Below are 23906 nucleotides of genomic sequence, written 5' to 3'. Positions count from 1 at the left end.
CGAAACTATGACAACTCAGTCCATCCTGACCAAAACTGTAACTATCCAGTATGTGGCGATGCTGAGGGAGCAGGCTCAACGAAGTAGAGAAGTGCTCCAAACCAATGCATCAAGCTACCTGGAGTTGTATCAGCAGGTGAAGGCAAAGTATGGCTTCCCACTGGCAGCGAAAGATATTAAAGTTGCTGTCAATCACGAATTTTGTGACCTAACTAGTCCGGTTGACGACCACGCCTTCGTAATTTTTATTCCGCCAGTCTGTGGAGGTTAGATGCTGCGGTTTTTGATTAGTGACACTGCTATCCAAACAATCGAGCTCAGCCGCTTACTTGCCGATAGCACAGCGGGTGCCCTCGTAACCTTCGAGGGTTGGGTACGCAATCACAACAGGGGAAGGACTGTTCTCAGCTTAGAGTACGAAGTTTATGAAATCCTCGCCGAGAAGGAGGGCGAAAGGATCCTCCGGGAGGCCTGCTCTAAGTTCAATCTCTGTGGCGCTATCGCCTGTCACCGTCAGGGCCATCTTGCGATTGGCGACATCGCAGTGTGGGTTGGTACTACCGCTGTCCATCGAGCTGCTGCCTTTGCTGGAACACGCTACATCATCAATGCCATCAAGCATCGGCTGCCAATCTGGAAAAAAGAGTACTATCGTGAAGAGGAACCGCAGTGGGTTTTGTGCCAAAAAACACCCTCGCTATTCGAACAATCATTTGATGAATAATTTCTAGGCTTTCTAGGCTGGCGTTAGAGAGTGTCATTGTTTGAACCAAGAGCAGTGTGGGGATCTCTAGCATGGACTTGGCCAAGCGGTGGTTCTTCACCTGCAAATCCTCATACGCCACGACGTTGTTCGACAAAGCGCTCTGCACCGCCAGAGGCGAGCACCACGTACCGGGCCAGCTTCATAGCCCAGTCTCTACGCTGGCGCTGGACTTTCAGGTGTACCTTGCCCAACCTCTTTCTCCATTTCTGGTAGAAGTTCCGCTCAGCTCCCTTGACGAATATCCTGCTCAACTTGCGTTGATGTCTTTTCAGCCGCTTATCGCTCCGGCGCAAAAACTTGGGACAATCTACCGTGTTCCCCTTGCGGTCGGTGTAGAAGTGGTGCAGCCCCAGATCGAGACCCACCACCTGGCCGGTGTACTTGCCCTGGGCCCAGCGCTCTCTGTCCAGGCAGAACTGGGCGTAGTATCCATCCGCTCTGCGCACCACCCGCACCCAGTTGATCTTGGAGCCGAGGATAAGCTGTCTGGCTTTGCCGTTGCAGTACAAGGCAAAGGTACCTGCCTGGTTGCCGTCGGTGAAGGTGATGGCCATCCCGTCAGGTGAAAGTTTCCACCCCGACTGCTTGTATTCAAAGGATACGAATGGCCTCATTCAGAGCTTGGTACTGCTCTGGTGTTCCGTTGAGTAGCTTGGCTTCCCTAGCTAGCATGCAACATCACATGCTCGAGCGGATAAGAAAAACAGCGCTTCATCCCCATAGCTAAAGCTAGGGGCCTTCGCGCATCACTTTCCGGGCAAATGAAAGGGATAGCCGGGAGCCATCCTGGGGCAGAGGTTCGGTCTCAATGGGCTGTCCCCACCATTACCTACAATATCTAGTGTCTCAAACCCTTTAGCTGCCTATTTTCCCCCAATATACAGGTGAAAATTTGCTGGCTATCGACCAGCTTCCCTTGTCCTTTACCTTGGAGATACTTGAAGGAGGAGATCTGTGCCCCTTTTTGGAAAGCTGTGGTACATTCGAGGGAGGGCAGAGCTAAGCCTTTTCTCATCTTGGTTGGCTGAGGCTCTCGGGTTTTGTTTGCTCCAGTCTGAGAGTTGTGGGGGATTGCTATTTTCTAGAGGATTTGCGATGATTGGTTAGCTGTTGTTGAGCATTACTTCTAATTGCTTCTTGGCTGTTGTCAATCCGCTTGCTCCTCAAGACCAACTGCCCCATGACAGACACTCGTCCTTGGGCCCCCTGTATCGTAGATAACGGAATTTTGGTTAACAAGCGTGACATTTACCGTCTTTTGTCGGATTTGGGGCGGGTTCGCTACTTCGATATTGTCGAGGGTCAGGTGCAAAGGCAGGGGGAGGGCTATGTGATGGAGGTATTTCAGGATGCAACCGCAGCTACCTTGGTGGCCAACCGCAGCCTTTACCTAAACCTCAACAGCTTTGACTACGCCTGCTTACGCGATCCCTCCCCCGCGGAGCTAGCAGAGGGGGACACGGAACGGCCCAGCGTGGTCATTGACTTGGTTCGGGAGAACCGCATCTTGCGTTTGGTGCCTCTGTCGGATCCGCTGTCGGATCCCGCGCAACTGTGGGCGGATACTCGCGCGTTGCAGGCGGCAATGGCAGACGCCTTGGCAGCAAGCTGGAGGCTGGAAGAGGAGGGCGGCTCTTTCGAGCTTGATTGAGGGTAATGACTGGCTGAGCTCTGCGGACGGGAGAGATCTCAAGAGGAGGCAGACTCCAACAGGGCAAAGGTGAGCGCTCTGGGGGGCTGCCTTTGCAAACTCGTGGCTGGCTTGTCAATTGCAGGGCTACTCAAGAGCCCCGGCTACTGCTTTGCGGAAGCAAGCTGCAGCTGGGGGGTGGTTCACAGGGCTTGCGAAGCAGCCCTCAGGAGCTCGGGGGACTGGCGTACTGTTTCGAAGAAGTAGTGGACATTAGCTTCAGGGGTGGCTGGGTGAACCCCGTGTCCCAGGTTCATGATGTGCCCCCGGGGTCCCGCCTTCTGAATCACCTCCAGGGTGCGTTGGCGGATCAACTCCGGCGATCCCAGCAACACCATCGGATCGAGGTTGCCCTGGACAGCCAGGGATCCTAGGCGAGCCCTGGCTTCTGCCATGTCGCTCATCCAATCGAGGCTAAACACATCGATACCAGCTTTACCCACCCGCTCTAGCAAACCAGCGCTGCCGTTGATGTAGAGGATCAGCGGCACGTGGGGATACCGAGCCTTGACCTGCTCCACCACTTGCTTTTGGTAGGGCAAAGCCCAGGTTTCGTAGTCGCTGGGGCTGAGCTGCCCGGCCCAGGTATCAAACAACTGCACCACCTGGGCGCCACTCTCAATTTGGTAGATCACGTAGCGGGCAATGCTATTGGCCAGCTTGCTCAGCAGCTGGTGCAGAAGCTGAGGCTGGGTGAAAGCCAAGCTCTTAATGTAGGCATAGTCTTTGGAGCTACGCCCCTCGACAGCGTAGCAGGCCAAGGTCCAAGGTAAGCCAACAAAGCCCAGCAGGGTTGCCTTCCCTTCCACCTCACGGCGCAAGGTAGTGAGGATAGTTTTGATAAAGGGCAAGCTTTCTTCTGGCTCTAGGGGTCGGATTTGCTCAATTTGGGCCTGGGAGCGAATTGGCGGGTCGATAATCGGCCCCTGGTTCTCCACCAGCTCAAAGGCAATGCCCATGCCCTCGAGGGGAGTGAGGATGTCGCTAAACAGGATCACGCCGTCGGGGGCAAAGGCGCGAAAGGGTTGCAAGGAGATCTCGATGGCCAGCTCCGGGATCTCACAGCGCTGCTTGAAGGTGTACTTGCTCTGCAGCTCGCGGTAGGCTGCCATGTAGCGGCCCGCCTGGCGCATCATCCAAACTGGCGGGCGATCCACCTCTTCCCCGCGGGCTGCCCGCAGTAGGCGATTGCCATCGCCGTTGGTAGCAGGAGAAGCGCTAAGGTAGGCAGGTGAGTGGGACATGAAAGACCAAGCAGGTGAAGATCCTTAGTGAATCCTGACATCGAGATGACAAACAGCGCAAGCTCATCCTCCAGAGATCCCGGCACTTTCCTCCCTAGCTATCCTCGCCATAAGCCCCAGTAAGCTTTTGCAGCTTGGAGGGGCTAGAGCGTGGATCCCGAGTTCGAGCAACATGCGATAATGTCAGCTGCCCGCCAGGGATCCCGCTGTTGCTGAGTTAAGAGGAAATCTCCCTTGGTTGCCCAAACCTTCGACCTAGAAACCTATCTAAGCCAGCGGCAGCAACAGGTGGAGGAGGCGCTTTCAGCTGCAGTTAGGCCGGCATACCCAGAACGCATCTATGAGGCAATGCGCTACAGCCTCTTGGCAGGAGGGAAGCGCCTTAGGCCCATCCTCTGCCTGGCAGCCTGTGAGTTGGCCGGTGGCTCTGTGGAGCAGGCTATGCCCACTGCCTGCGCCCTGGAGATGATCCACACCATGTCGTTGATCCACGACGACCTGCCGGCAATGGACAACGACGATTTTCGCCGCGGCAAACCCACCAATCACAAGGTGTTTGGCGAGGATATTGCCATTTTGGCGGGCGATGCCCTGCTGGCCTATGCCTTTGAGCATATTGCTAGCCAAACGCGAGGGGTGCCGCCGCAGCGAGTGCTGGAGGTAATTGCCCGCATTGGCCATGCGGCTGCGGCAACTGGCTTGGTGGGAGGCCAGGTGGTGGATCTGGAGTCGGAGGGCAAGGTCATTTCCCTGGAGACCTTGGAATACATCCACCGCCACAAAACTGGCGCTCTCCTGGAAGCGGCGGTGGTCTCGGGAGGGATCCTCGCAGGGGCCGATGAGGAGCTGCTGGCCCGCCTCGGCCACTACGCCCAGGATATCGGCCTGGCTTTCCAGATCGTGGACGACATTTTGGATATTACCGCCACCAGCGAGCAATTGGGCAAAACGGCAGGTAAGGATCAAGCTGCCGCCAAAGCTACCTATCCCAGCTTGTTGGGCCTAGAAGCTTCCCGGCAGAAGGCCGAGGAGCTGATCCAATCGGCTAAGGAGGCGCTGCGTCCCTACGGATCCCAAGCTGAACCGCTGTTGGCCCTGGCCGATTTCATCACTCGCCGCCAGCATTAGAGGGATCCCTCCTGCCCCCCGTGGAGACCTTGCTCCTGTTCCTGCGCCGGAGAGCCCTATGCTGCAACAGTTGATGGCTAATCACGTTCTCTGGGTTGCTCTGCTGGCCAGTGTGTTAGCCCAGGCCATCAAGCTAGTCCTAGCTTATGTGCGCTCGGGCAAGCTCAACCTGCGGGTCTTGGTGGAGACGGGGGGGATGCCCAGCTCCCATGCGGCGCTGGTGACCGCTTTGGCCGTGGGAGTGGGGCTGGAGGAAGGTTGGGATAGCCTCCTGTTTGCGGCAACAGTGGTCTTTGCTTTGGTAGTGATGTACGATGCTGCTGGGATCCGCCAGGCCGCTGGCAAGCAGGCGCGGGTGTTGAACCGCCTTCTGGAAGAATGGCTGGAAGAAAAGGGCGCCGATCGCTTCCAGGAGCCCTACTTGAGGGAGTTGCTGGGCCATACGCCCCTCCAGGTTCTTGCCGGGGCAGCCCTGGGGGCAGCTTGTATCACGTTGTCTTTTGCCCTGGGAATCAACTGAACGCACTTGAGGCATGCTAGAGCAGGAGCATCACGGGTGGTCATGGCCTCCAGTTCTCAACCGCGTCCTCTCCAGCGCTGCCCTTCCTGCGGTAAGCCAATCCCGGCCTATCGGTACAAGTCTCCCTACTGTGACCACTGCGGTTGGCGAGCTGGGGCAAAGCCGATCCCTCAAAAGAGGGGAGCGAAAGCTCAGGGGAGTAGGATTCAGCAACAGCTGCAGCGCCTTAACCTGCCCCCTCTGCTGCAGCCACTTTTGAAGTTCGACTTTTACCTCTACCTAGGCTGGGGGATTAGCCCTCTGTTTCCCCTACTGGTGGATCGACCGCTGCTGGCTGAGTCGAGCTATCTGTTGGCCATCCCGCTAGTAGTAAGCTGGGGACTGCTGTATTTGGCGGTGCGCAATCAGCCGCTGCCTCAGGATCTGCGGCTGCCGCGTCTAATGGTGGATGTGGCGTTTATCCTGCTGCCTTTCTTTCAGAAGATTAACGTCTCCCAAGGTTCCAACCGACCCTACTGGAATGCCTTGCTTATCTGGGTTATCGGGATCCTGCTGGTTGCCGCTTTGCGGTTGTGGAGCTTTAGCCTGCTCCTGACAGCCTTGCTGTTGCTGTTGACCAGCTTCTGCACGCTGCTGTTCTAAAAACCTCCCTCTTGCTGGGGGCCCTCTGGATTGCCCAAGAAGCCTATCCCCTTGGGGAGGAGGGGGCTACCCCCTGACTTGGCTAGACAAATAGGGATCCAAACCCGTCGACTCGGTAGGATAGAGTGGGATCCCGCTAGTAACAGCTTGTGGGGCCTATTCAACATTGCGGGCGGGGGTGCAGCGCCGTGACACTGACTTGGCAAACAGACGGAGAGACTTGGTTGCTTCTGCCTCCCCAACCCCGCGCCGTGATCCACTTTCTGGGCGGAGCGTTTGTGGGATCCGCCCCGCAATTTTTCTACAGCCGTCTGTTGGAAGAATTGGCCCGCATGGGCATGGCCGTTGTGGCTACCGCCTACCCCACCGACATTGATCATGCCCAAATTGCTTTCAAGGCAGCCCAATCTTTCCATAGAAGCCTGCAGAGCAAAGGTTTGATGGGGTTGCCCCTCTTTGGCTTGGGCCACAGCCTTGGCGGTAAGCTGCAGATCCTTTCCTGCCTAGCCCTTCCTTCTTTGGGATCCCAGCGGCGCGGCAATATTTTTTTGGCCTACAGCAATGCTGGGCTAGCGCGGGCACTGCCAGTGTTGCAGGCCTTGGCCCAGGCGTGGCCCCAACAACAACTCAGCGATCTGTGGCGGATGTGGATGGGATCCTCGTCGCCACCCGTGAATTTGTGGCTAGAGTTTGAGCCTTCTCCAGCAGAGACCAATCGCCTCGTTGAAGAGGAATACCCAGTTAGGAACAACCTGCTTGTTGAGTTTCAGCGGGATGATATCGATGATATTCCGCTGCTCTACCAACAGCTTTCTCGCAAGTACGGAGAGCACACCGAATGGCAGTGTCTCGAGGGGGATCACCTAACTCCACTGGGCTTTAGCTATCCTTTCCCAGTTGGGCAAGAGTTCAGCCCTATCGACGCTTTCACACAGTTGCTCTACCAAAACTTGCTTGCCCCCAACTATCTCATGATCCAGCGTATTAAAGCCTGGTTGTTAGCCCAACTGGCCTATTCGAGCCAGCTGAGATCCGAGAGGAGATCTTGAACATAGGAGGAAGAAGAGTGGGCTTGCAGAGGAAACAACAGGCGTAGGATATCGCTCATCAGGAAGTAACAGGTCAAGACGCCGCCAGCAGCCATGGCTACCAAGGTTCCCGCCAGCATGCGCGAGAACTCCTGGCGCTGGAAAGCTTGCTCCATCAGACGCAGCGCCCAAAATCCCAGCAGGATAACGATGGCAAGGATAATCAACATATCGTAATCTGCGCTGCAATTTAGTGTAACAACACTGCTGCTGACGTGTCATTGGCAAAGAGACGCTGAAGTTGCCTTTCTGGGAGAGAAGGTCGGACAACAGGCGGTTGGGCTGCTGCTTGGGCTAGCTAGTCCCTTGGCGACTGCCCGACTAGGGCTCCCTTACACTGGATCCAGCCTCAAGGGTTTGGATATGGCACGGCAAAGGCGTAGCTCCCTAGCTCTCCAGCGTTCTCTTCAGGCCTCCCTGAAGCGGCGCAGCCAAGCGCTTAGTTGCCGCAGCAAGCTTATTTACCGCAACACCCGTTTGCTCTACCAGCGCAACCTGCTCCTCTACCTGCGCAATTTGCTGGTGCAATATCGGGCCAGTCTTCTCTATCTCCGAGCTAGGCCAGTAAGCCGAATTCCCCGGAGTCGCTAAAACAACTGTCTCAGCGGGTAGAGGGGGAGGGGGCAAGCTTTCCGCTAATGAGCCAGTTGTCTCCCAAGGTCTGCAGTTGCGGCTCCAGCAGTTGCCAGCTCTGGTTGACGTCAGGGATCCCTTCGCCTGCTACCGGGGTTGGTGCGTTGGCCCCCCCCAGGAGCTTGGGAGCAATGAAGGCAGCCACCTTCTGGATGGCTCCATCCTTGAGGGCAGCCCAGGCCAGGGTGCCGCCGCATTCCCAGAGGGCGCTCAGACAGCCTCGCTCAAAGAGAACCTGCGCTGCTCGAGCCGGGGTTACTTGATCCAGGTGCAGCAGCTCCACCCCTTGCTGGGCCAGGGATCGCCAGAGGGGATGGGTCTCGGTGGCTTCTGTCATCACCAAAGTTGGCGCCTCCTCCACCTGCCAGAGGTGGGCCACGGGGGGTAGGTTTAGGGAGCGGCTGAGAACCACCCGCAGGGGCTGGGATCCCTGAAAATCCGGCAGGCGGCAGGTCAGGCGGGGGTTGTCGTGCCAGACGGTTTTGGATCCCACGATGACCGCGTCGTGCCAGGCCCGCTGGCGGTGAACCCACTCTCGCGCCAGGGGGTTGCTAATCCACTGGCTGTGGCCGGTGACGGCAGCGCTCTTGCCGTCTAGGGTCATGGCGTATTTGAGCAGGCCAAAGCACTGCTTCCGCACAATGGCAAAGGCAAAGCCCTCGTTGAGCTCTTGGCACTCCCGCTCCAGCACTCCCACGGTTACCTCGACCCCGGCCTCCTGCAGGCGGCGGATCCCTTTGCCGGCCACCAGTGGGTTGGGATCCTGCATCCCCACCACCACCCGCCGGATCCCGGCAGCCAGGATGGCCTCAGTACAGGGAGGGGTGCGCCCGTAGTGGTTGCAGGGCTCTAAGTTGACGTAGAGGGTAGCGCCCTTGGCCAGGGATCCCGCCTGCTGCAAGGCCAACACCTCGGCGTGGGGCTGGCCGGCTCCCGGATGAACGCCTTCCCCCACCACCTGATCCCCCCCGACAATAACGCAAGCTACCCGCGGGTTAGGGGAGGGGCGCTGTGGTGTGGAGCGAGCCAAAAAGAGGCAGCGTTCCATCCACTGCCGGTCACACTCGAGGGGCATGGAAGGAGGCCTGGGCCTGCACCGTTTAGGCCAGCATTGCAACAACCCGTGCCTCGAATTCTATCGGCTTCTTGGCCCAGGGATCTATCTCGCCGGCGGCACCTCCCAGCGGGGAGGCTTTGGTAAGCTGGTTACGGCTTTGGCAGCAGGGATCCCATGGACAGCCTCCAACTCTGGCAGCGCTACTGCGATTGGCTTTACTACCACCCCGAGCTGGAAATTTTTGTGGATATCAGCCGCATCCGCTTTACCCCTGCCCAAGTGGAGGCGCTGCGGCCTCTCTTTGCCCAGGCCTTTGCTCAGATGCAGGCTCTAGAAGCCGGGGCCATCGCTAACCCCGACGAAGGCCGCCAGGTGGGCCACTACTGGCTGCGGGCGCCGCAGCTGGCCCCCACGCCGGAGATCCGGCAGGCAATTCAGGAGTGTATTGAACAGGTGGAGACCTTTGCAGAAAAGATCCACCGCGGCACAATCCCGGCTAGTGGGGGAGGATGTTTCACTGAGCTGCTCTGGATTGGCATTGGCGGATCGGCCCTGGGGCCGCAGTTTGTGGCCGAGGCCCTGGCTCCGCTGCAGCCGCCCTTGAACATCCACTTCATCGACAACACGGATCCCGACGGGTTTGATCGCGTGCTGGGGCGGCTAGCGGACAAACTGGGACAAACCCTAGTAATTGTTGCCTCCAAGTCCGGCAGCACACCTGAGTCGCGCAATGGCTTGGTGGAGGTGGCGCTGGCCTATCAGAGGGGGGGGATCCCCTTTCCTGCTCATGCGGTGGCCATTACTGGCCCTGGCAGCCAATTGGAGCAGCAGGCACGGCAGGAGGGGTGGCTGGCAATTTTTCCCATCTTCGACTGGGTGGGGGGGCGCACGTCAGCAACCTCGGCGGTAGGCCTGTTGCCGGCGGCGCTGCAGGGGATCGATATCCGGGCTTTGCTGGCCGGGGCCGCCACCATGGACGAGGCCACCCGCGTACCCCATCTGGAGCGCAACCCCGCTGCCCTCTTGGCCATGGCCTGGTACATCGTCGGCGAGGGGCGGGGGCGCAAGGATATGGTGGTTTTACCCTACAAAGACCGCCTGGCGCTGTTTAGCCGCTACCTACAGCAGTTGGTGATGGAATCCCTGGGCAAGTCCCACGACCTAAAGGGCAACCTGGTGGAGCAGGGCTTAACCGTCTACGGCAACAAGGGCACCACGGATCAGCACGCCTACGTGCAGCAGCTGCGGGATGGTCTCAACAACTTCTTTGTGACCTTCATCGAGGTGCTCCAGGATCGCGAGCCCGGGATCCCTTCCCCCTTTGTAGAGCCCGAGGTAACCAGTGGCGACTACCTAGACGGCCTGCTGCAGGGCACCCGCCAAGCCCTCTACGAAAACGGGCGCGACTCCATTACCGTAACCCTGCCGCGGGTGGATGCCCGCTCCGTGGGAGCCCTGATTGCTCTCTACGAACGGGCAGTGGGCCTCTACGCCTCTCTCATCCAGGTCAACGCCTACCACCAGCCGGGGGTGGAAGCGGGCAAGAAAGCAGCCAACGCCGTCCTGCAGCTCCAGCGTCAGGTGCTGGAGGTGATGCGAGAGCAAAAGGGATCCCTGACCTTGCCCCAGTTGGCGGAAAAACTGGGCTGCCCGGAGCGCGTCGAAACGCTGTACTGGATTGTGCGCCATCTGCATGCCAATGGCCGCGGCTTGGTTTTGGTAGGGGATCCCGGTCGACCGCTGGAGCTGAGCATCCAGCCCCGGCCCGCCTAAGCCTGCTGTTGCCTGGATGGGGTGCGAGGGCTGGAGCCGGCCAATCTGTACCTCACCTTAAGCCCCTCCAGAGCAGCCGGCCTACCTGTCTAGGATCGAGCAAGAGCCTACTGCCGGAGGAGACCATGGATCAGCCTGCTGCTGTCCTGCCTCTGCAAGCCCCAAAAGATGTCTCCCTTGAGGAGATTGAGCAGGAGCTAACCAAGATCTGGTCCTCTAAGGAAGAGAGCGTCGCCGCCCGGGCTGCCACCTTTACCCTGCTGGTGTACGAAGCGCTAGACGACGCCTTGTTGCTGCCCTCCCCCACCGTTGAAGCCATTGCCAGTCAGAACCCCTGCCGCGTCATCGACCTAAGGGCCAAACGGGAGGGAGCCGCAGAGGACGCCATCGAGGCCCAGGTAGCCGCCTATTGCCCGGTAACCCGTGAGCAGCGCAGCTCACTGGTGTGTTGCGAATACATCACCCTGAAAGCGCCGGAATCGGCTTTTGTGCGCGCTTGCAGCACCGTGGCTTCCCTGCTGATCCCCAACCTGCCCACCTTCTTGTGGTGGCAAGGAAACCTGGACTTAAACAGCTTGCTGTTTCAAAAGTTGGTGGCCCTGAGCAACCGGGTCATTGTCGATTCGCGAGGCTTTGTCAATCCTGAGGAAGACCTGCAGGAAATGGACCTTCTCATCCGCGAGGGCCACCACTGCGGGGATCTCAACTGGCGCCGGCTGCTGCCCTGGCAGGAGCTTACTGCCCAAGCCTTCGATCCCCCCGACCGGCGGGAGTCGCTGTACTGGATAGATCAGGTAACGATTGACTACAAAGCCGGCAATCCCTGCCAGGCTCTCCTTTTCTTGGGCTGGCTAGCCAGCCGGCTAGGGTGGACGCCCACCGAGCGAGCCCAGACTCAGGAACATGACTATGAGATTGACCGCATCCGCTTCCAAACCCAAACAGGAGGCGAGGTGAGGGCAGAATTGGCTGCCGTACCTTTGGCTTCCGAAATGAGCCAGCCGGGGGATCTCATCGGGCTGCGCCTCACCTCCAGCAACCAGGAAGTTGACGCCTGCACCGTGCTCTGTTCGGAAACCACGGGATGCATGCGTATGGAGGCCATGGGAGGTGCCCAGAGATGCGTGGTTCGCCAGGTAACCCCCCTGGAGCACGATTCTCTAGAAACGCTCCTGGCTGCCGAGTTGCAGCGGCCTGGCCCCGACTATCTTTACGAAGAAACCCTGGGGGTGGTGGCCCAGATCCTCAAGTTGCAGAAAAGCAAAGGGCTGGGGTAGAGTCCCAAACTCCTTAGCAAGGATCTACCCCAACCCCCGTTTGGCCAACGAAAGCCCTGACTTCTCAGGCCACCCTGAGAGATTTCCTGTTGAAGCCAGCTCAGCGCAGCCCTAGGACAGAAGCCAGCACGCTGTGGCCTACCAGGGCTTCCACTGCAATGCTGATGGCAAATCCCAGCATGGCCAAACGCCCGTTCCACCGCTCAGCTTGCTCAGTCCAGCCAATTTCCCACGTGGGCGAAGCCTCGTACTGAGGCACGTATCGCGGACGAGCAGCACCCTCCCAGCCCGCAGGGCGCTTGGAGTTGAAGAAAGCTATTGAACCGAGGACAACAGCCGCCACCAGCCCGCTCACCATAACGGCAATGTAGGGAAGGAAGGGATTGTCGAGTCTCATCGGCCTGTTCCGTTCAGTCAAAAAGTCAACCGCTTGGGCAAGTCCCTAGACCTAGGCAAGACGCCCGACCTGGTGCTGGCGTACTGAACTATTGCAGTCCCAGCCACTGGGCGAGAGTGGTGGCGAAAACACTGTGGCCCACCAGCGCCTCTGTAGCAACGCTAATCACCAAACCCACCATGGCTAGGCGACCATTCCAACGCTCCGCCTGCTCTGTCCAGCTCGGGATCCAGTCGTTGGTGGTGTCGTAGTATTGGGCCACAGAAGCGGAGTCGAGGCGGGAAGGGATCCTAGGAGAGGGTTGCATGGGTAATGCCTTGTAACTGGATGTAAACAAACTTAACATCAAATTACAGTCCGTGACAACTCTCTTCTGCCAGCAAGGGAGAGTTTTCGGGGCGGCTGGCCAGAGCAATGCCATACTGAGGGAGGTAGGCTTCTGCGCAGACTATGGCGGTATCCCCTCTTTCTTCTCCCAAGCTGGAACAGGCTTTTGACTCCGCTGCCGACCTAGCTGCCCAGGTGCGGTTGGATTTTCCAATCCTGCAGCGCCAGATCAACGGCCAGCCGCTCATCTACTTTGACAACGCGGCCACTTCTCAGAAGCCGCTGGCGGTTTTGCAGGCGATGGATCACTACTACCGCCACAGCAACGCCAACGTACACCGGGGGGTGCATACCCTGGGCAACGAAGCCACGGAGGCCTACGAGGGGGCGCGGGAGAAGATTGCCCGTTTTGTCAATGCACCTTCCCCGCAGGAGATCATCTACACCCGCAACGCCAGCGAAGCCATTAACTTGGTGGCCTACAGTTGGGGCATGAGCACCTTAGAGCGGGGGGATGAGATCATCCTGTCGGTGATGGAGCACCACAGCAACCTAATCCCCTGGCAATTCGTGGCTCAAAAGACGGGGGCCTGCCTCAAGTTCATCCGCATCACGGCCGAGGGTGAGTTGGATCTGGAGCACTACCGCTCTTTACTCGGCAATCGCACCCGTCTGGTGGCGGTGACCCACGTCTCCAACATGCTGGGATCCATTAACCCTGTTCAGGAGGTGATTGCGCTAGCCCATCACTATGGGGCTAAGGTGCTTCTGGATGCCTGTCAAAGTGTGCCCCACATGCCAGTGGATGTGCAGGCCCTGGATTGCGATTGGCTGGCCTTTTCTGGCCATAAGATGTGCGGTCCCACAGGCATTGGGGTGCTCTACGGCAAACGGGAGCTGCTGCGGGCCATGCCGCCCTTTTTGGGTGGGGGCGAGATGATTGCCGAGGTGGACTGGGATCACGCCACCTATGCCGATATCCCCCACAAGTTTGAGGCAGGCACGCCAGCCATTGCCCAAGCGGTGGGCTTGGGGGCAGCCGTCGACTACTTAAGCCAGATTGGGCTAGAGCGCGTGCATGCCCATGAGCAAAAGCTAACCGCTCGCCTCCTGGAAGGGATCCAGCGCCTTCCAGGCATTACAGTCTATGGTCCCAAGGATCCGGCGCGCCGGGCAGGGCTGGTTAGCTTTGCGGTGGAGGGCATTCACCCCCACGATCTGTCCACGCTGCTGGATGAGCAGGGGATTGCCATCCGGGCTGGCCACCACTGCACCCAGCCCCTACACCGCCACTTGCAGGTGCAGTCGACAGCCCGGGCCAGCGTTTACCTCTACAACACCCTGGCCGAGGTGGATCGCTTCCTGGAGGTGCTGGCAGAGGCGGTGGCGTTTTTTAGAGAGGCCTTGGGGTAAAGTTGGGGGGTGTCCATCGCCGAGGAAGTCGATGCTGAGCCCACATCACCCAGCTGCGCCGGAGCCGGAAAGCGGGGGGAGCTCCCCAATGCTCTACCGCCGCTTTGGGCGCACGCAGCAGCTCATGTCGGCTTTTTCTTTGGGCAGTATGCGCCTGGTCAACGTGCCACCAGAACAGGCCCAGGCCACGGTGGCAGCGGCGCTAGAAGCAGGGATCAACCACCTGGAAACGGCGCAGGCCTACGGCCAGGCCGAGGTGCTTTTGGGGGAAATCTTGCAGAGTCTGGCGGTGCCGCGGCAGCGCTTGATCCTAACCACCAAGCTCACGCCCGGCGAGAGGCTGCGGGAACGGCTGGAGGGATCCCTGCAGTGGCTGCGGGTGGAGTATTTGGACCAGTTTGCCTTCCACGGCATCAACCTACCCGAACACCTGGAGTGGGTACTGCAGAAGGGCTTGCCGCTCCTTAGGCAGGCGCAGCAGGAGGGCCTGGTGCGCTACATCGGCTTTTCCACCCATGGATCCCTGGAGCTAATCCTGCAGGCCATCCAGACGGGCCATTTTGACTTTGTGAATTTGCACTACCACTTTTTCCAGCAGCGCAATGCCGCGGCCCTGGAGGCGGCAGCCCAGCAGGATATGGGAGTGTTCATCATCTCCCCCGCCGACAAGGGGGGGATGCTCTACCGCCCGCCCCAGCGCCTGCAGGAGAGCTGTGCGCCCTTTAGCCCCTTGGAGTTTGCCTACCGCTTTTTGCTGGCGGATCCCCGTATCCATACCCTTAGTTTGGGCGTTACCCATCCCAGCGAGCTGCAGACAGCCCTGGCAGCCCTGCGGGATCCCGAGCGCTGGTGGACAGAGGGCCTGCAGGTGCAGGAGCGGCTGCGCCAAGCAGAGCAAGAACGCCTGGGATCCAGTCGCTGTAGCCAGTGCTATGCCTGCTTGCCCTGCCCAGAAGGGATCCACATCCCAGAGGTGCTGCGGCTGCGCAACTTGGCCATTGCCCATGAGATGACCGAGTTTGCCCAGTACCGCTACAACATGTTTGGCCAGGCGGGGCACTGGTTTCCAGGAGTGCCTGCCGACCGCTGCAGCGAGTGCGGCGACTGTCTGCCCCGCTGTCCGGAGCACCTGCCGATCCCAGAGTTGTTGGCGGAAACTCACCGCCTTTTGCACCGCTCTCCCATCCGGCGGCTGTGGGAGTGAGAGAGGGGAGTTCAAGACTCTAGCGCCGTTTGCCGCGCAGGGTTTTGGCGCGGTTGTGTACCTGTCTCACGAACAAGGGCAGTAGCTGTTCCTGTATGTAGGCAAAGGCGGCCTGGAGACCCTCTCTTTCGTAGATGAGGCCGATTTCTGCTTCCAGCTGGGTAGGGTCCCGGAGGGCCGACAAAAATTGGTTGGAGGTGAGCCAGGTGAAGAGTTCGGCGCGGCTAAGATCGCAGCCGGGAGGGGAAGGCACCTGCCAGTCGGGCGGCGGGCCGAGCAGCCACTGGCGGGCAAATAGGCTCAGCACCGCATCTCCCAGCCACGCCTTGTCGCGCCGAGATCCCTCGTCCAACTGGGCCACCTCCTGTCTGATGGTCGAAGAAACCTGGGATCCGGGCATTGTGAATGTCGACGGCGCCTAGGGGGAGTGGCAAGGGCAAATTGAGCAGCAAGGCATCTCTGCCTCATTCTAAGATGGGGTCTAGTTCACCCTCATCAGGGAGAAGGGTGGGCCTGGTTGTTTTGAGGACCCCAGGGCATGTTGTTGGAGCTCACCCCAGAAGAGTGCGAGTCGGTCATTCCCCTGCTGCCCACCCGGATTCAGTACCTAGCCTACTGGAGCGATGCCCTCAACAGCGTAGGCCGGATCATTACAGCCATTTTGGTGGGCGTAGCACTGCTGGTGCTGTCTCGCGCTTTTGGCGAGGGATCCTTCCTGGGGGCGGTCTCCTTTCTGGCGGGGTTTCTCTCGTTGCTCTATCCCGTTCTGTGGGGGCCGCTGTACACCATCTCCCGCCGGCAGCTAGCCTTTCGCGAGATCCCGTACGGAGGACTGTTTTTTGGGCAGGTGTTGAGCACCCGCCGCTACGAGGTGGTGGTGGAAGAGCGGGAAAAGGTGGGTGAAGATGGGCAACTCTATATCGAAGAAGTGCGCGAGCGCCAGTTTGAGATGGAAATTGGCGATGAAACAGGAGTCCTCTACCGAGTGCGGGCCAGGGACGATCCCCGCTACCGGCGAATTGTTAAAAAGCAATCGGTGCTGGCGCTGGTGAAGGCCTATTCCCGCGATCTGCGGCGCCGACCGACCTTGAGCGAAGTCTACGTGGTCAAGCTAGGGGAGTGGGTGGGAGATGTTTCCTATCTGGATCGGGAGGCGTTTTTGGAGTTGGCCGACGAGCTGCTGGCGCTCGAGCTAGGACCGGAGGTGAAGGCATAGAAACCTTATGTCAGAGGCTGGAATCACCCGCGCAGCTTGGATCGTGGCGGCCTTGGTGGTGTCGGCGGCCCTGGGGCCGCGGTTGGCTCTGCCTTTGGCTGGGATGGTGGGCTTGGTGATTGTCGAGCAGGTGGCCTTTGGGGGGCGGCTCTCGGGGTTGCTGGGCGCGCTGCTGGATTGGGCTTCTCCAGCCTATCGGCGGCGGGTCATCTGCCACGAGGCAGGACACCTTTTGGTGGCCCACCTGCTAGGGATCCCCTTGCGCGGCTACGTGCTGGGCCCCTGGCAGGCTTTCCGACACGGGATCCCCGGCTACGGGGGAGTGCAGCTGGATCAAGCCCCCATGCGCACCTGGGAAGCCCAGGGGGGCATCCCCTGGGCAGATCTAGAGCGCTACGGCCTGTTTTGGATGGCAGGGGCTGCCGCGGAGTCTCTCCAATATGGCCAAGTGGTGGGAGATGAGGAGGATAGACAACAGGTGGCCAAGCTGCTGGCAGGGATCTCAGCAGCCCAGCCCTTGACCTCTGCGGCTCAAATGAGGGCCTACATCAACCGCTTTCTCCGCCAGAGCCGGGCCTTGTTGCAAGCTCACCCCAAAGCCTATGCCGTTGCCGTCCGGCACCTAGAGCAGGGATCCCCCCTCCAAGACTGCCTAGCTGCCCTTGCGGCCAGCTTGGAGGAGCGGCGTCAACAACCTCCCTCGCCCTCTTCTGAAACCTCTTGCTGATACACTGTGACATACGAAAAAAGCTCGGGATCCCCCAGGCTCGGGATCCCAGCGATTGACTACATCATTGTGTCGCTTAGGGAGGATCCATCTTGCGCCCCATCCTCATTGCCGGCAACTGGAAAATGCACAAGACTCAGGCTGAGGCTCGCCAGTTTCTGCGCGAGTTTCGTCCAGCCCTGCAAGCCTCGTCTGCAGGGGTGAGGCCGCAGCGGCAGATCATTCTCTGCGTGCCCTTCACAGACCTGGCTGTGGTGGTAGAAGAAACGCGGGGATCCGGCATTGCTGTGGGAGCCCAGAACCTGCACTGGGAGGATCAAGGGGCGTTTACGGGAGAGATCTCCGGCCCCATGCTGGCAGAGCTGGGGGTGCGCTACGTGATCGTCGGCCACAGCGAGCGGCGGCAATACTTTGGCGAAACCGATGAAACCGTCAACTGGCGCTTGGCAGCGGCCCAGCGGCACAGGCTCACTCCCATCCTCTGTGTGGGGGAAAGCTTGCAACAGCGGGAACAGGGCCTAACCGAGTCCTGGATTGTGGGGCAGTTGGATCGCGCCTTGCCAGGGATCGATCTGCAAAACCTCGTGATTGCCTACGAGCCAATCTGGGCTATTGGCACGGGGAAAACCTGTGCAGCGGCTGAGGCCAACCGCGTCATTGGCCTTATCCGCCAGCATCTGGGTGCCGACCACCTGCCCATCCTCTACGGTGGCTCCGTTAAAGCCAGCAATATTGACGAGCTGATGGCCCAGCCGCAGATTGATGGCGTCCTGGTGGGGGGCGCTAGCCTCGATCCCCAAGAGTTTGCCCGCATTGTCAACTTCCAGACCCTAACCCCTGCGGCAGCGGCTCCCTAGGTTCCTCAGCGAGATTGCCCCCACAGCAGAGCCACCGGGAAAGACTTGAGGACGGCGCCCACCGGCAAGGTGTCGCCAGGTGGGATCCCTTCTTGGGTGAGACCATTTACCCACTCCAGCCGCTTCCAGCGCGGCAGTTGAATTTCCGTATCTTTCCAAACAGCTTCTCCTAGAGGATCCTGCGTCTCGTCAATTAACGAGGTTAAGAAGCGGGGCGCCACCACCAGGACGACTTGTTTGTCGTGCTGACGGGCAAAAGCGATGACGTGGTTGGCATAGGAGCCGCTTACTTGCAGGGGAACATAACTGCCCTCTAGAAACAGCTGCCGCTGTTCCTGACGTGCCCTTAGCACCTGGTGGATGAGAAACAGCTTAATGCGGCCGTCGTGGCGGTGGAGCAGAAGATCCTGGATAAGTTGCAGAGGATCCTGCTTAATTCGCCGCTGGATTTCTTCGAGGTAAGCTAGGCGACGGGAAAAGTCCACGGGCCGACGATTGTCGGGATCTACCATACTGAGATCCCACAGCTCCGTGCCCTGGTAGATATCCGGGATCCCGGGGCTAGTGAGCTTCAGCAGGGTTTGAGAGAGAGAGTTAAAGATGCCAAAGTGGGCAATTTTGCGCTGAAAGGGCAGGAAAGACTCCAGGAAGGGGCTTGAGGGCCGCAGGATCTGATCAATGAAAGCAAGGGTAGCTGCTTCATATTCGGTATCGGGGCGAAGCCAGGCAGTGTGAACTTTGGCTTCCCGAACCGCTTTAATGGCGTAGTCTTTAACTCGCTGGATAAAGGTGGGAACTTCCTCCGGCTGAAAGGGATAGGAGCCAATCAGAGTCTGGTAGAGAAAATACTCATCGTTGCGATCCGGCATCTCCGAACGCTTCGCTTGCTTGCGGTAAGCTTTATAGCCAGCATTTAGCTCGTGCCAAAGGTTAATATGTCTCTCCCATTCAGCAGGTAGTTCCGAGAGTACATTCAGTCGAGCCCGCACATCCTCGCCGCGTTTGGTGTCATGGGTAGAGGAAGCATTCATTGAGAAGGGCCACTGGGCTGCTCGTTCTTGGTTAAAGCGATGGAACTCTTGGACAGAAATACCAAAGCGACACAGATCCCCACCCACTTCGTTTAGGGATAGCAGCCTATTGTAAACATAGAAGGCAGTGTCCTCTACCCCTTTAGCCATGAGAGGGCCAGCCAACTGTTGTAGACGCATAGCAAAGTAGATTTGCTCTTTTTTCTCTTCTTCTGAAGCATTTTCAGGAAACTCAAGGCAGAGAAAACGCTGCAGAAAATTCAGCTCGTTGACCAAGATGGGCAGGTTCTCCTTAGCCTTCTCTACAGCTTGGCGGATAGCCTGTTGACCTTCTGGACTGAGGATCCCTTCATGGATGTAGACCCGGTAGACTGGGAAACACACCAAAACCTCTGCCAGAGCTCGGCGCAAACTGTAGAGGGTAAAGTCGTTAGCGTAGCGGTGATGGCTGGTGATCCGCTTAAGCAAAAAGGCCAAGTTGTCCATGTCTCCCGCAAGGTTGCGCTCAATGATTAGGCGTTTTTTGTCCTCGATTACCTGTTCGGGAGACTGACGTAGATTAGTAAAGTTTTGGTATAGAGTCTCAAAAGCTTCTTCGTTCTCAGAGCAGCAAAAGATACCGTTCAGCTTAGCTAGAAAGTCATAACCTGTCGTACCCTGCACTGGCCACTGCTGGGGCAGCTTCTCTTCAGGCCCTAGTATTTTTTCTACTACAATGTAGAGATCTGGGCAGCGCTCCCGGAGACGGTGGAGGTATTCCTCGGGGTTAAAGAGACCATCAATGTGGTCAACACGCAAGCCTGTAAAACGGCCTTGCTCTACAAGCTTAAAGATGAGCTGGTGCGTTTTGCGAAAGACTTCTCGGTCTTCTACTCGCAGTGAGATCAAGTCGTTGATGGTAAAGAAGCGACGATAGTTGATCTCTTCAGCACCTACTTTCCAGAAGGAAAGGCGGAAGTTTTGCCGTGCCAAAAGACTGTCCAGTAAATCAAAGCTTGAGGGATCTCCTGGTTTGCCATTAAAGATAGCAATATTCTCATCAAAAAAGCTTTGGATATGAGGGCTAGAGGTATAAAGCTCCCACAGAGAGTGTTTAGCAAAATTAATTTGGTCGGTACGCTCTAGAAGATCTTCTTTGCTAGGAATAAATTTGAGGCTGAAGAGGATCCCTAGTAGCTTAACGTAGTCAGGATGACTGCGTCCTAGTTTTCGTCGCAACTTGCCCAAGTTGTAAGTAAAAACATCGGCGTAGGTGTCGATATTGAGAGGGAACTTCAAGTTGTAGTAGTTAATGCTAAGGCCATCGGCATCGTAACGAAGCTGGATCTGCCCAGACTCTAAACATTTATTGTAGAAATCTCCCAGAAACGGTGCTAAAATTCTGCCCTTGATACCAAGATAGGAGTGATCCCAGTCAACATCAAAGTAATCGATAAAGTCTGAGTTGGGACCGCTTTCCAGAACATCCATTAACATTCGATTTTGGCCGTCATAGGCCATGTGATTGGGAACAATGTCCTGGATCCAGTCAATTCCATGCTGGTGGAGAGTTTCCCATAGAATTTCAAATTTTTCGATTCCCCCCAGTTCGCAGTTGATCTGCGTGGGATCCACCACGTCGTAGCCGTGGGTGCTGCCTTTGCGAGCTTGAAAGATGGGAGAAGCGTACAGATCGCTGATACCCAGCAACTTGAGGTAGGGGACAATTTGCCGTGCTGCCTCGAAGTCAAAACCGGCGTGAAACTGGATGCGATAGGTGCAAGTCGGGATCCGCATGGTGACCTCAAAACAACGACAAGGTTTGACCCGCGACTAGAAGGGTTTTTCTAGGTTGACATACTCCCTGCAGCTCCAGCTGGCTTCCGGGCAGCAGCCAGCGGGGCCCTGAAGCCGCCAATGAGTCCCGATCCTATCCCTGGAGCCGCCATTGCCTTCTGACAGTAGCATGCCTCCCATTTTTAGGCTCTACCCAACCCTCGACTAGGCCACTCCTGGTAGGGATTGCAGGGTCTGCTCTACAAGGCAGCTGTAGACATCCCCAAGACCCAAGCGCAAAAGTTTGGCCTTGCTGGGGGGCAAGTCGATCCTGAACCCAAAAGGGGGCTGGTCTCTAGTCATGGCAGCTTGGCTAAGGCAGGGCGGGAGAAGGATTCTCCTTTGGACAGCCTCTTCTGCTGCCCTCAGCTCTCATCGCCATACTGGCCAGCAAGTCTTCTCCAGCAGACAAGGGTTGTCCGGAGAATCGCCTTGGGCTGTCACTGTACCCAGCCGTCCGCCGCTGCGAAGAGCGGCTTTGCCCAGCCCTAGGGCAGAGCTGGCAGCAACAGGAACAGATAGCGGCTCAACTGGAGACGATACAGGCGCGGATTGACGCTCTCGAAGCCCGGCCCACGTCGCATCTGTTAGTGTGGCAACAGTTGGCCCCCACTCGCCAAGCTTTGGGGGTGTTCACTGACGGCGCTGACCTGCACACCAGCACTCAGCAATGGGGATCCCCTCTAACTGAGCTGAGAAAGCTGGACCACCTAGGTGGTAACCAAGCCGGTCGTCACCTATGCCGATAGCAGCCGCAAGGCCAATGGGGAGGGGGAGCTGATCCTACCCCCAAGCCAGGGCCGCTGCCTAGAGGTGCTATCTAGCAGCCAAATACCCACGCCCAGCTCATTTGCCTGGCAGTACACTTGGCAGGGGGCTGGGATCCCGGAGCCGCTAGCAGTAAAACAGACAGCGGCCAGCGGCTGAACTCTGCGGTTTCGACCAGTTGCTTGCAATCCCTGCCCAATCTTGTTCCAACCCTGACCGGAGAGGTACCGATGTCCACTCAAATGTCCACTCTGTTGACGCCGCGGTTTGCCGAGGCCATGCGTTACGCCTACCGATGGCACGCTGCTCAAACCCGCAAGGGAACAGGGATCCCTTACCTCAGCCACCTGCTGGCGGTGGCCTCCATTGCTCTCGAGTACGGCGCCGATGAGGATGAGGCCATTGCCGCTTTGCTCCATGACAGCCTCGAGGATGGCCCCCGCTATAGCGGCGAGCCACGGGCCCAGATTGAACAGCAGCTGCGGGAGCGCTTTGGAGAACGAGTGCTGCAGATCATCTTGGGCTGCACGGATACTGAAAGCGATAGCTCCCGAGGCCAGCCCAAAGAAAACTGGAAAGAGCGGAAAACGGCCTACCTAAAGCATTTGGAAACAGCAGATGCTTCGGTTCTGTTGGTGGCTGCAGCTGACAAGCTGCACAACGCCCGCTGCCTCCTGCGGGACTTTCGCCAGCTGGGGGATCAGCTCTGGGAGCGCTTCTCCGGCGGTAAGGAGGGATCCCTCTGGTACTACCGCTCACTGGCGGAGATCCTAGGACGACGGCTACCTTCGGGGTTGGCGGCGGAGCTCCAGGAGGTGGTGGCCGAGTTGCAACGGACAGCCGGGCCGAATCCGGCGCTTGACAGGGAGGAGGAGGGCTGAAGAAAATGCTGAGGGCAGTCCTATTCCCCTTTAGGTTACCTGTCTATGGTTCTCGCGGTTGGCACCCCTGCTCCTGGCTTTAACACCATCGATACCCATGGCAACCCGGTTTCCCTGGCCGATTTTTCTGGGAAAACGGTAATCCTCTATTTTTACCCCAAGGATGACACCCCTGGCTGCACCAAAGAAGCCTGCGGCTTCCGTGATGCTTACGCTGACTATCAGAGCAAAGGCTTGGTGGTGCTGGGGGTGAGCATGGACGACCAAGCCTCCCACAAGAAGTTTGCCGAAAAGTACAACCTGCCCTTCCCCCTCTTGGTGGACAGCAACGGTGTGATTGCCCGCGCCTACGACGTGGACGGAGGCGGCTACGCCAAGCGAGTAACCTACGTCATTGATGGTGAGGGCAAAATTGCTAGGGTCTACCAAAACATCAACACCGAAACCCACGCCCGCGATATCTTGGCAGACTTGGGCCTGTGAGGAGGCTGAGCCTGAGGGGCTTGCCTCCTAACCTTCTTTGGGTATGAACGACGACATTCCAGTTGCGCGTCGCTACCTTCCCCCTCCAGCAAAAGCACAAAGTTCCTCAGCTTCCTGGAGCCTGGGCTTAGGTCTAGGTCTAGCCTTGCTTGCGCTGCTGCTCTCAACAGCGTGGGCAGTGGGTAGGTTGCCGGGATCAGAGGAAAGGAGAGAGCCCCTAGAGCAGGAGGAGGCTGGCCAGCTCTCTGGTTCTCAACCTCAACCAGGAGAGGGCAGGCCTTCTCTGCTGGGCCACTATGCCTATGCCGAAGCTCCGCCAGAGAGTCTCCAGGTGGTGGGCTATTACCACGGTCGCGAGGTGCGCCTGCGCCACGCTGCTGCCGAGAGCTACCGGCGAATGAGCGCAGCGGCCCTAGCCGACGGGATCCGTCTTGTCCCTATTTCTGGGTTTCGCTCAGTGGCGGAGCAGGAGGCGTTGTTTTTTCAAGTAGCCCAAGCGAAGGCTCTGCGACCAGAAGAACGGGCAGCGGTCAGCGCCCCCCCTGGCTATAGTGAGCATCACACTGGCTACGCCATCGACATTGGGGATGCCCAGTTTCCGCAGTGGGATATCCAGGAAGCTTTTGAAAAGACTCCTGCGTTCCGCTGGCTGGAGAAAAATGCTGCTCGTTTCGGCTTTGAGCTATCCTTTCCCCGCGGCAACCCACAAGGGGTAAGCTACGAGCCCTGGCACTGGCGCTTCGTGGGCGACCGCCACAGCTTAGAGACCTTCTACAGGCGCTGACTGGCCTTCCTCCCCCTAGGGGGAGGGGCTAAGGGTAGATGGCAGAGAAGCGGATGACGCGATTCGAACGCGCGACCTTCTCGTTGGCAACGAGAAGCTCTACCACTGAGCTACATCCGCACTAGCTGACCACGTATAGTGACAAATTTTGCGGCTGTCTGTCAAGGGGGGGTGTGGGCGGCATT

General features: G+C 58.3%; 27 protein-coding genes and 1 tRNA gene. 19 read left to right on the top strand and 9 right to left on the bottom strand.

What is annotated here, in order from left to right; genetic code table 11:
- Positions 1 to 7 precede the first annotated feature (7 nt).
- Together NW822_RS07920 and NW822_RS07915 are read left to right on the top strand one after the other, a co-directional pair.
- Positions 8 to 271, top strand: a complete 264-nt coding sequence (locus NW822_RS07920) for a MoaD/ThiS family protein (RefSeq protein ID WP_414359954.1) — start codon at positions 8 to 10, stop codon at positions 269 to 271.
- Entirely contained in the window at positions 272 to 724 is a 453-nt protein-coding gene (locus NW822_RS07915) for a molybdopterin synthase catalytic subunit (RefSeq protein ID WP_414404073.1), read from the top strand.
- A gap of 110 nt (positions 725 to 834) precedes the next feature.
- Here the strand turns inward: NW822_RS07915 and NW822_RS07910 are convergent, their stop codons facing one another.
- A complete protein-coding gene (locus tag NW822_RS07910) occupies positions 835 to 1320 on the bottom strand; it encodes a transposase (protein ID WP_414404072.1) in 486 nt (161 codons plus the stop codon).
- A gap of 674 nt (positions 1321 to 1994) precedes the next feature.
- On the opposite strand from NW822_RS07910, the gene NW822_RS07905 reads away from it, so the two are divergent.
- A complete protein-coding gene (locus NW822_RS07905) occupies positions 1995 to 2417 on the top strand; it encodes a hypothetical protein (RefSeq protein ID WP_414404071.1) in 423 nt (140 codons plus the stop codon).
- A gap of 182 nt (positions 2418 to 2599) precedes the next feature.
- On the opposite strand, the gene hemE is transcribed toward NW822_RS07905, so the two are convergent.
- The gene (gene hemE, locus NW822_RS07900; protein WP_414404070.1) at positions 2600 to 3700 is read right to left on the bottom strand and encodes a uroporphyrinogen decarboxylase; all 1101 of its coding nucleotides are present in this window, start codon (positions 3698 to 3700) and stop codon (positions 2600 to 2602) included.
- Positions 3701 to 3934: 234 nt separating this feature from the next.
- Between hemE and crtE the strand changes: the two genes are divergently transcribed.
- The 4 genes from crtE to NW822_RS07880 all read left to right on the top strand — a co-directional run bounded on the left by crtE (position 3935) and on the right by NW822_RS07880 (position 7039).
- Entirely contained in the window at positions 3935 to 4828 is an 894-nt protein-coding gene (gene crtE / locus NW822_RS07895) for a geranylgeranyl diphosphate synthase CrtE (protein WP_414359943.1), read from the top strand.
- A 58-nt stretch (positions 4829 to 4886) separates the two neighbouring features.
- Complete coding sequence (locus tag NW822_RS07890; protein ID WP_414359940.1) at positions 4887 to 5348, top strand: divergent PAP2 family protein; 462 nt, start codon at positions 4887 to 4889, stop codon at positions 5346 to 5348.
- Between the two features lie 42 nt (positions 5349 to 5390).
- Complete coding sequence (locus NW822_RS07885; protein WP_414404069.1) at positions 5391 to 5990, top strand: hypothetical protein; 600 nt, start codon at positions 5391 to 5393, stop codon at positions 5988 to 5990.
- Positions 5991 to 6178: 188 nt separating this feature from the next.
- Positions 6179 to 7039 carry a DUF1350 family protein gene (locus tag NW822_RS07880; RefSeq protein WP_414404068.1) on the top strand — a complete coding sequence of 287 codons (861 nt, stop codon included), beginning with the start codon at positions 6179 to 6181 and terminating at the stop codon, positions 7037 to 7039.
- Here the strand turns inward: NW822_RS07880 and NW822_RS07875 are convergent.
- Positions 7003 to 7248 (bottom strand): hypothetical protein, encoded by a 246-nt coding sequence (locus NW822_RS07875; RefSeq protein WP_414359932.1) that lies wholly within the window; start codon positions 7246 to 7248, stop codon positions 7003 to 7005. The genes NW822_RS07880 and NW822_RS07875 overlap by 37 nt on opposite strands.
- Positions 7249 to 7441: 193 nt before the next feature.
- On the opposite strand from NW822_RS07875, the gene NW822_RS07870 reads away from it, so the two are divergent.
- Positions 7442 to 7669, top strand: a complete 228-nt coding sequence (locus NW822_RS07870) for a hypothetical protein (RefSeq protein WP_414359929.1) — start codon at positions 7442 to 7444, stop codon at positions 7667 to 7669.
- A 10-nt stretch (positions 7670 to 7679) separates the two neighbouring features.
- Here NW822_RS07870 and ribD read toward each other — a convergent pair whose 3' ends face one another.
- Positions 7680 to 8786 (bottom strand): bifunctional diaminohydroxyphosphoribosylaminopyrimidine deaminase/5-amino-6-(5-phosphoribosylamino)uracil reductase RibD, encoded by a 1107-nt coding sequence (gene ribD, locus NW822_RS07865; protein WP_414404067.1) that lies wholly within the window; start codon positions 8784 to 8786, stop codon positions 7680 to 7682.
- A gap of 156 nt (positions 8787 to 8942) precedes the next feature.
- Between ribD and NW822_RS07860 the strand changes: the two genes are divergently transcribed.
- Together NW822_RS07860 and NW822_RS07855 are read left to right on the top strand one after the other, a co-directional pair.
- On the top strand, positions 8943 to 10541 hold the full coding sequence (locus NW822_RS07860) for a glucose-6-phosphate isomerase (RefSeq protein ID WP_414404066.1): 1599 nt from the start codon (positions 8943 to 8945) through the stop codon (positions 10539 to 10541).
- A gap of 125 nt (positions 10542 to 10666) precedes the next feature.
- Entirely contained in the window at positions 10667 to 11818 is a 1152-nt protein-coding gene (locus tag NW822_RS07855; RefSeq protein WP_414404065.1) for a glucose-6-phosphate dehydrogenase assembly protein OpcA, read from the top strand.
- A 100-nt stretch (positions 11819 to 11918) separates the two neighbouring features.
- On the opposite strand, the gene psb35 is transcribed toward NW822_RS07855, so the two are convergent.
- Positions 11919 to 12215, bottom strand: coding sequence for a photosystem II assembly protein Psb35 (psb35, locus tag NW822_RS07850; RefSeq protein ID WP_414359919.1), 297 nt, complete (start codon positions 12213 to 12215; stop codon positions 11919 to 11921).
- 88 nt (positions 12216 to 12303) lie between these two features.
- Positions 12304 to 12522 (bottom strand): hypothetical protein, encoded by a 219-nt coding sequence (locus tag NW822_RS07845; RefSeq protein ID WP_414404064.1) that lies wholly within the window; start codon positions 12520 to 12522, stop codon positions 12304 to 12306.
- 143 nt (positions 12523 to 12665) lie between these two features.
- Here NW822_RS07845 and NW822_RS07840 point away from each other — a divergent pair, with 143 nt between their 5' ends.
- Both NW822_RS07840 and NW822_RS07835 read left to right on the top strand, forming a co-directional pair.
- A complete protein-coding gene (locus NW822_RS07840; protein WP_414404063.1) occupies positions 12666 to 13955 on the top strand; it encodes a cysteine desulfurase in 1290 nt (429 codons plus the stop codon).
- Between the two features lie 88 nt (positions 13956 to 14043).
- A complete protein-coding gene (locus tag NW822_RS07835) occupies positions 14044 to 15159 on the top strand; it encodes an aldo/keto reductase (protein ID WP_414404097.1) in 1116 nt (371 codons plus the stop codon).
- A gap of 19 nt (positions 15160 to 15178) precedes the next feature.
- On the opposite strand, the gene NW822_RS07830 is transcribed toward NW822_RS07835, so the two are convergent.
- The gene (locus NW822_RS07830) at positions 15179 to 15559 is read right to left on the bottom strand and encodes a hypothetical protein (protein WP_414359912.1); all 381 of its coding nucleotides are present in this window, start codon (positions 15557 to 15559) and stop codon (positions 15179 to 15181) included.
- A gap of 138 nt (positions 15560 to 15697) precedes the next feature.
- Between NW822_RS07830 and NW822_RS07825 the strand changes: the two genes are divergently transcribed.
- From NW822_RS07825 to tpiA, 3 genes are all read left to right on the top strand, one after another.
- The gene (locus NW822_RS07825; RefSeq protein WP_414404062.1) at positions 15698 to 16375 is read left to right on the top strand and encodes a hypothetical protein; all 678 of its coding nucleotides are present in this window, start codon (positions 15698 to 15700) and stop codon (positions 16373 to 16375) included.
- 7 nt (positions 16376 to 16382) lie between these two features.
- Complete coding sequence (locus NW822_RS07820; RefSeq protein WP_414404061.1) at positions 16383 to 17102, top strand: hypothetical protein; 720 nt, start codon at positions 16383 to 16385, stop codon at positions 17100 to 17102.
- A gap of 92 nt (positions 17103 to 17194) precedes the next feature.
- Positions 17195 to 17959: a triose-phosphate isomerase gene (tpiA, locus tag NW822_RS07815; RefSeq protein ID WP_414370455.1), complete on the top strand. Its 765-nt coding sequence runs from the start codon at positions 17195 to 17197 to the stop codon at positions 17957 to 17959.
- A 5-nt stretch (positions 17960 to 17964) separates the two neighbouring features.
- Here the strand turns inward: tpiA and treY are convergent, their stop codons facing one another.
- Positions 17965 to 20766, bottom strand: coding sequence for a malto-oligosyltrehalose synthase (gene treY / locus NW822_RS07810; protein ID WP_414404060.1), 2802 nt, complete (start codon positions 20764 to 20766; stop codon positions 17965 to 17967).
- Between the two features lie 753 nt (positions 20767 to 21519).
- Between treY and NW822_RS07805 the strand changes: the two genes are divergently transcribed.
- The 4 genes from NW822_RS07805 (at position 21520) to NW822_RS07790 (ending at position 23721) form a co-directional block, all read left to right on the top strand.
- Positions 21520 to 21732, top strand: a complete 213-nt coding sequence (locus NW822_RS07805) for a hypothetical protein (protein ID WP_414404059.1) — start codon at positions 21520 to 21522, stop codon at positions 21730 to 21732.
- 83 nt (positions 21733 to 21815) lie between these two features.
- On the top strand, positions 21816 to 22454 hold the full coding sequence (locus NW822_RS07800; protein WP_414404058.1) for an HD domain-containing protein: 639 nt from the start codon (positions 21816 to 21818) through the stop codon (positions 22452 to 22454).
- 45 nt (positions 22455 to 22499) lie between these two features.
- Complete coding sequence (locus tag NW822_RS07795; protein WP_414359897.1) at positions 22500 to 22937, top strand: peroxiredoxin; 438 nt, start codon at positions 22500 to 22502, stop codon at positions 22935 to 22937.
- 178 nt (positions 22938 to 23115) lie between these two features.
- Positions 23116 to 23721 (top strand): D-alanyl-D-alanine carboxypeptidase family protein, encoded by a 606-nt coding sequence (locus NW822_RS07790; protein ID WP_414359894.1) that lies wholly within the window; start codon positions 23116 to 23118, stop codon positions 23719 to 23721.
- A 48-nt stretch (positions 23722 to 23769) separates the two neighbouring features.
- On the opposite strand, the gene NW822_RS07785 is transcribed toward NW822_RS07790, so the two are convergent.
- A tRNA-Gly gene (locus tag NW822_RS07785) sits at positions 23770 to 23841 on the bottom strand.
- Positions 23842 to 23906: the final 65 nt, after the last annotated feature.

This window comes from Synechococcus sp. H70.2 (assembly GCF_047462275.1).
GTDB lineage: Bacteria > Cyanobacteriota > Cyanobacteriia > Thermostichales > Thermostichaceae > Thermostichus.
Note: the sequence above shows the minus strand (reverse complement) of the source record. Positions and strands in the feature narration are given on the sequence as shown.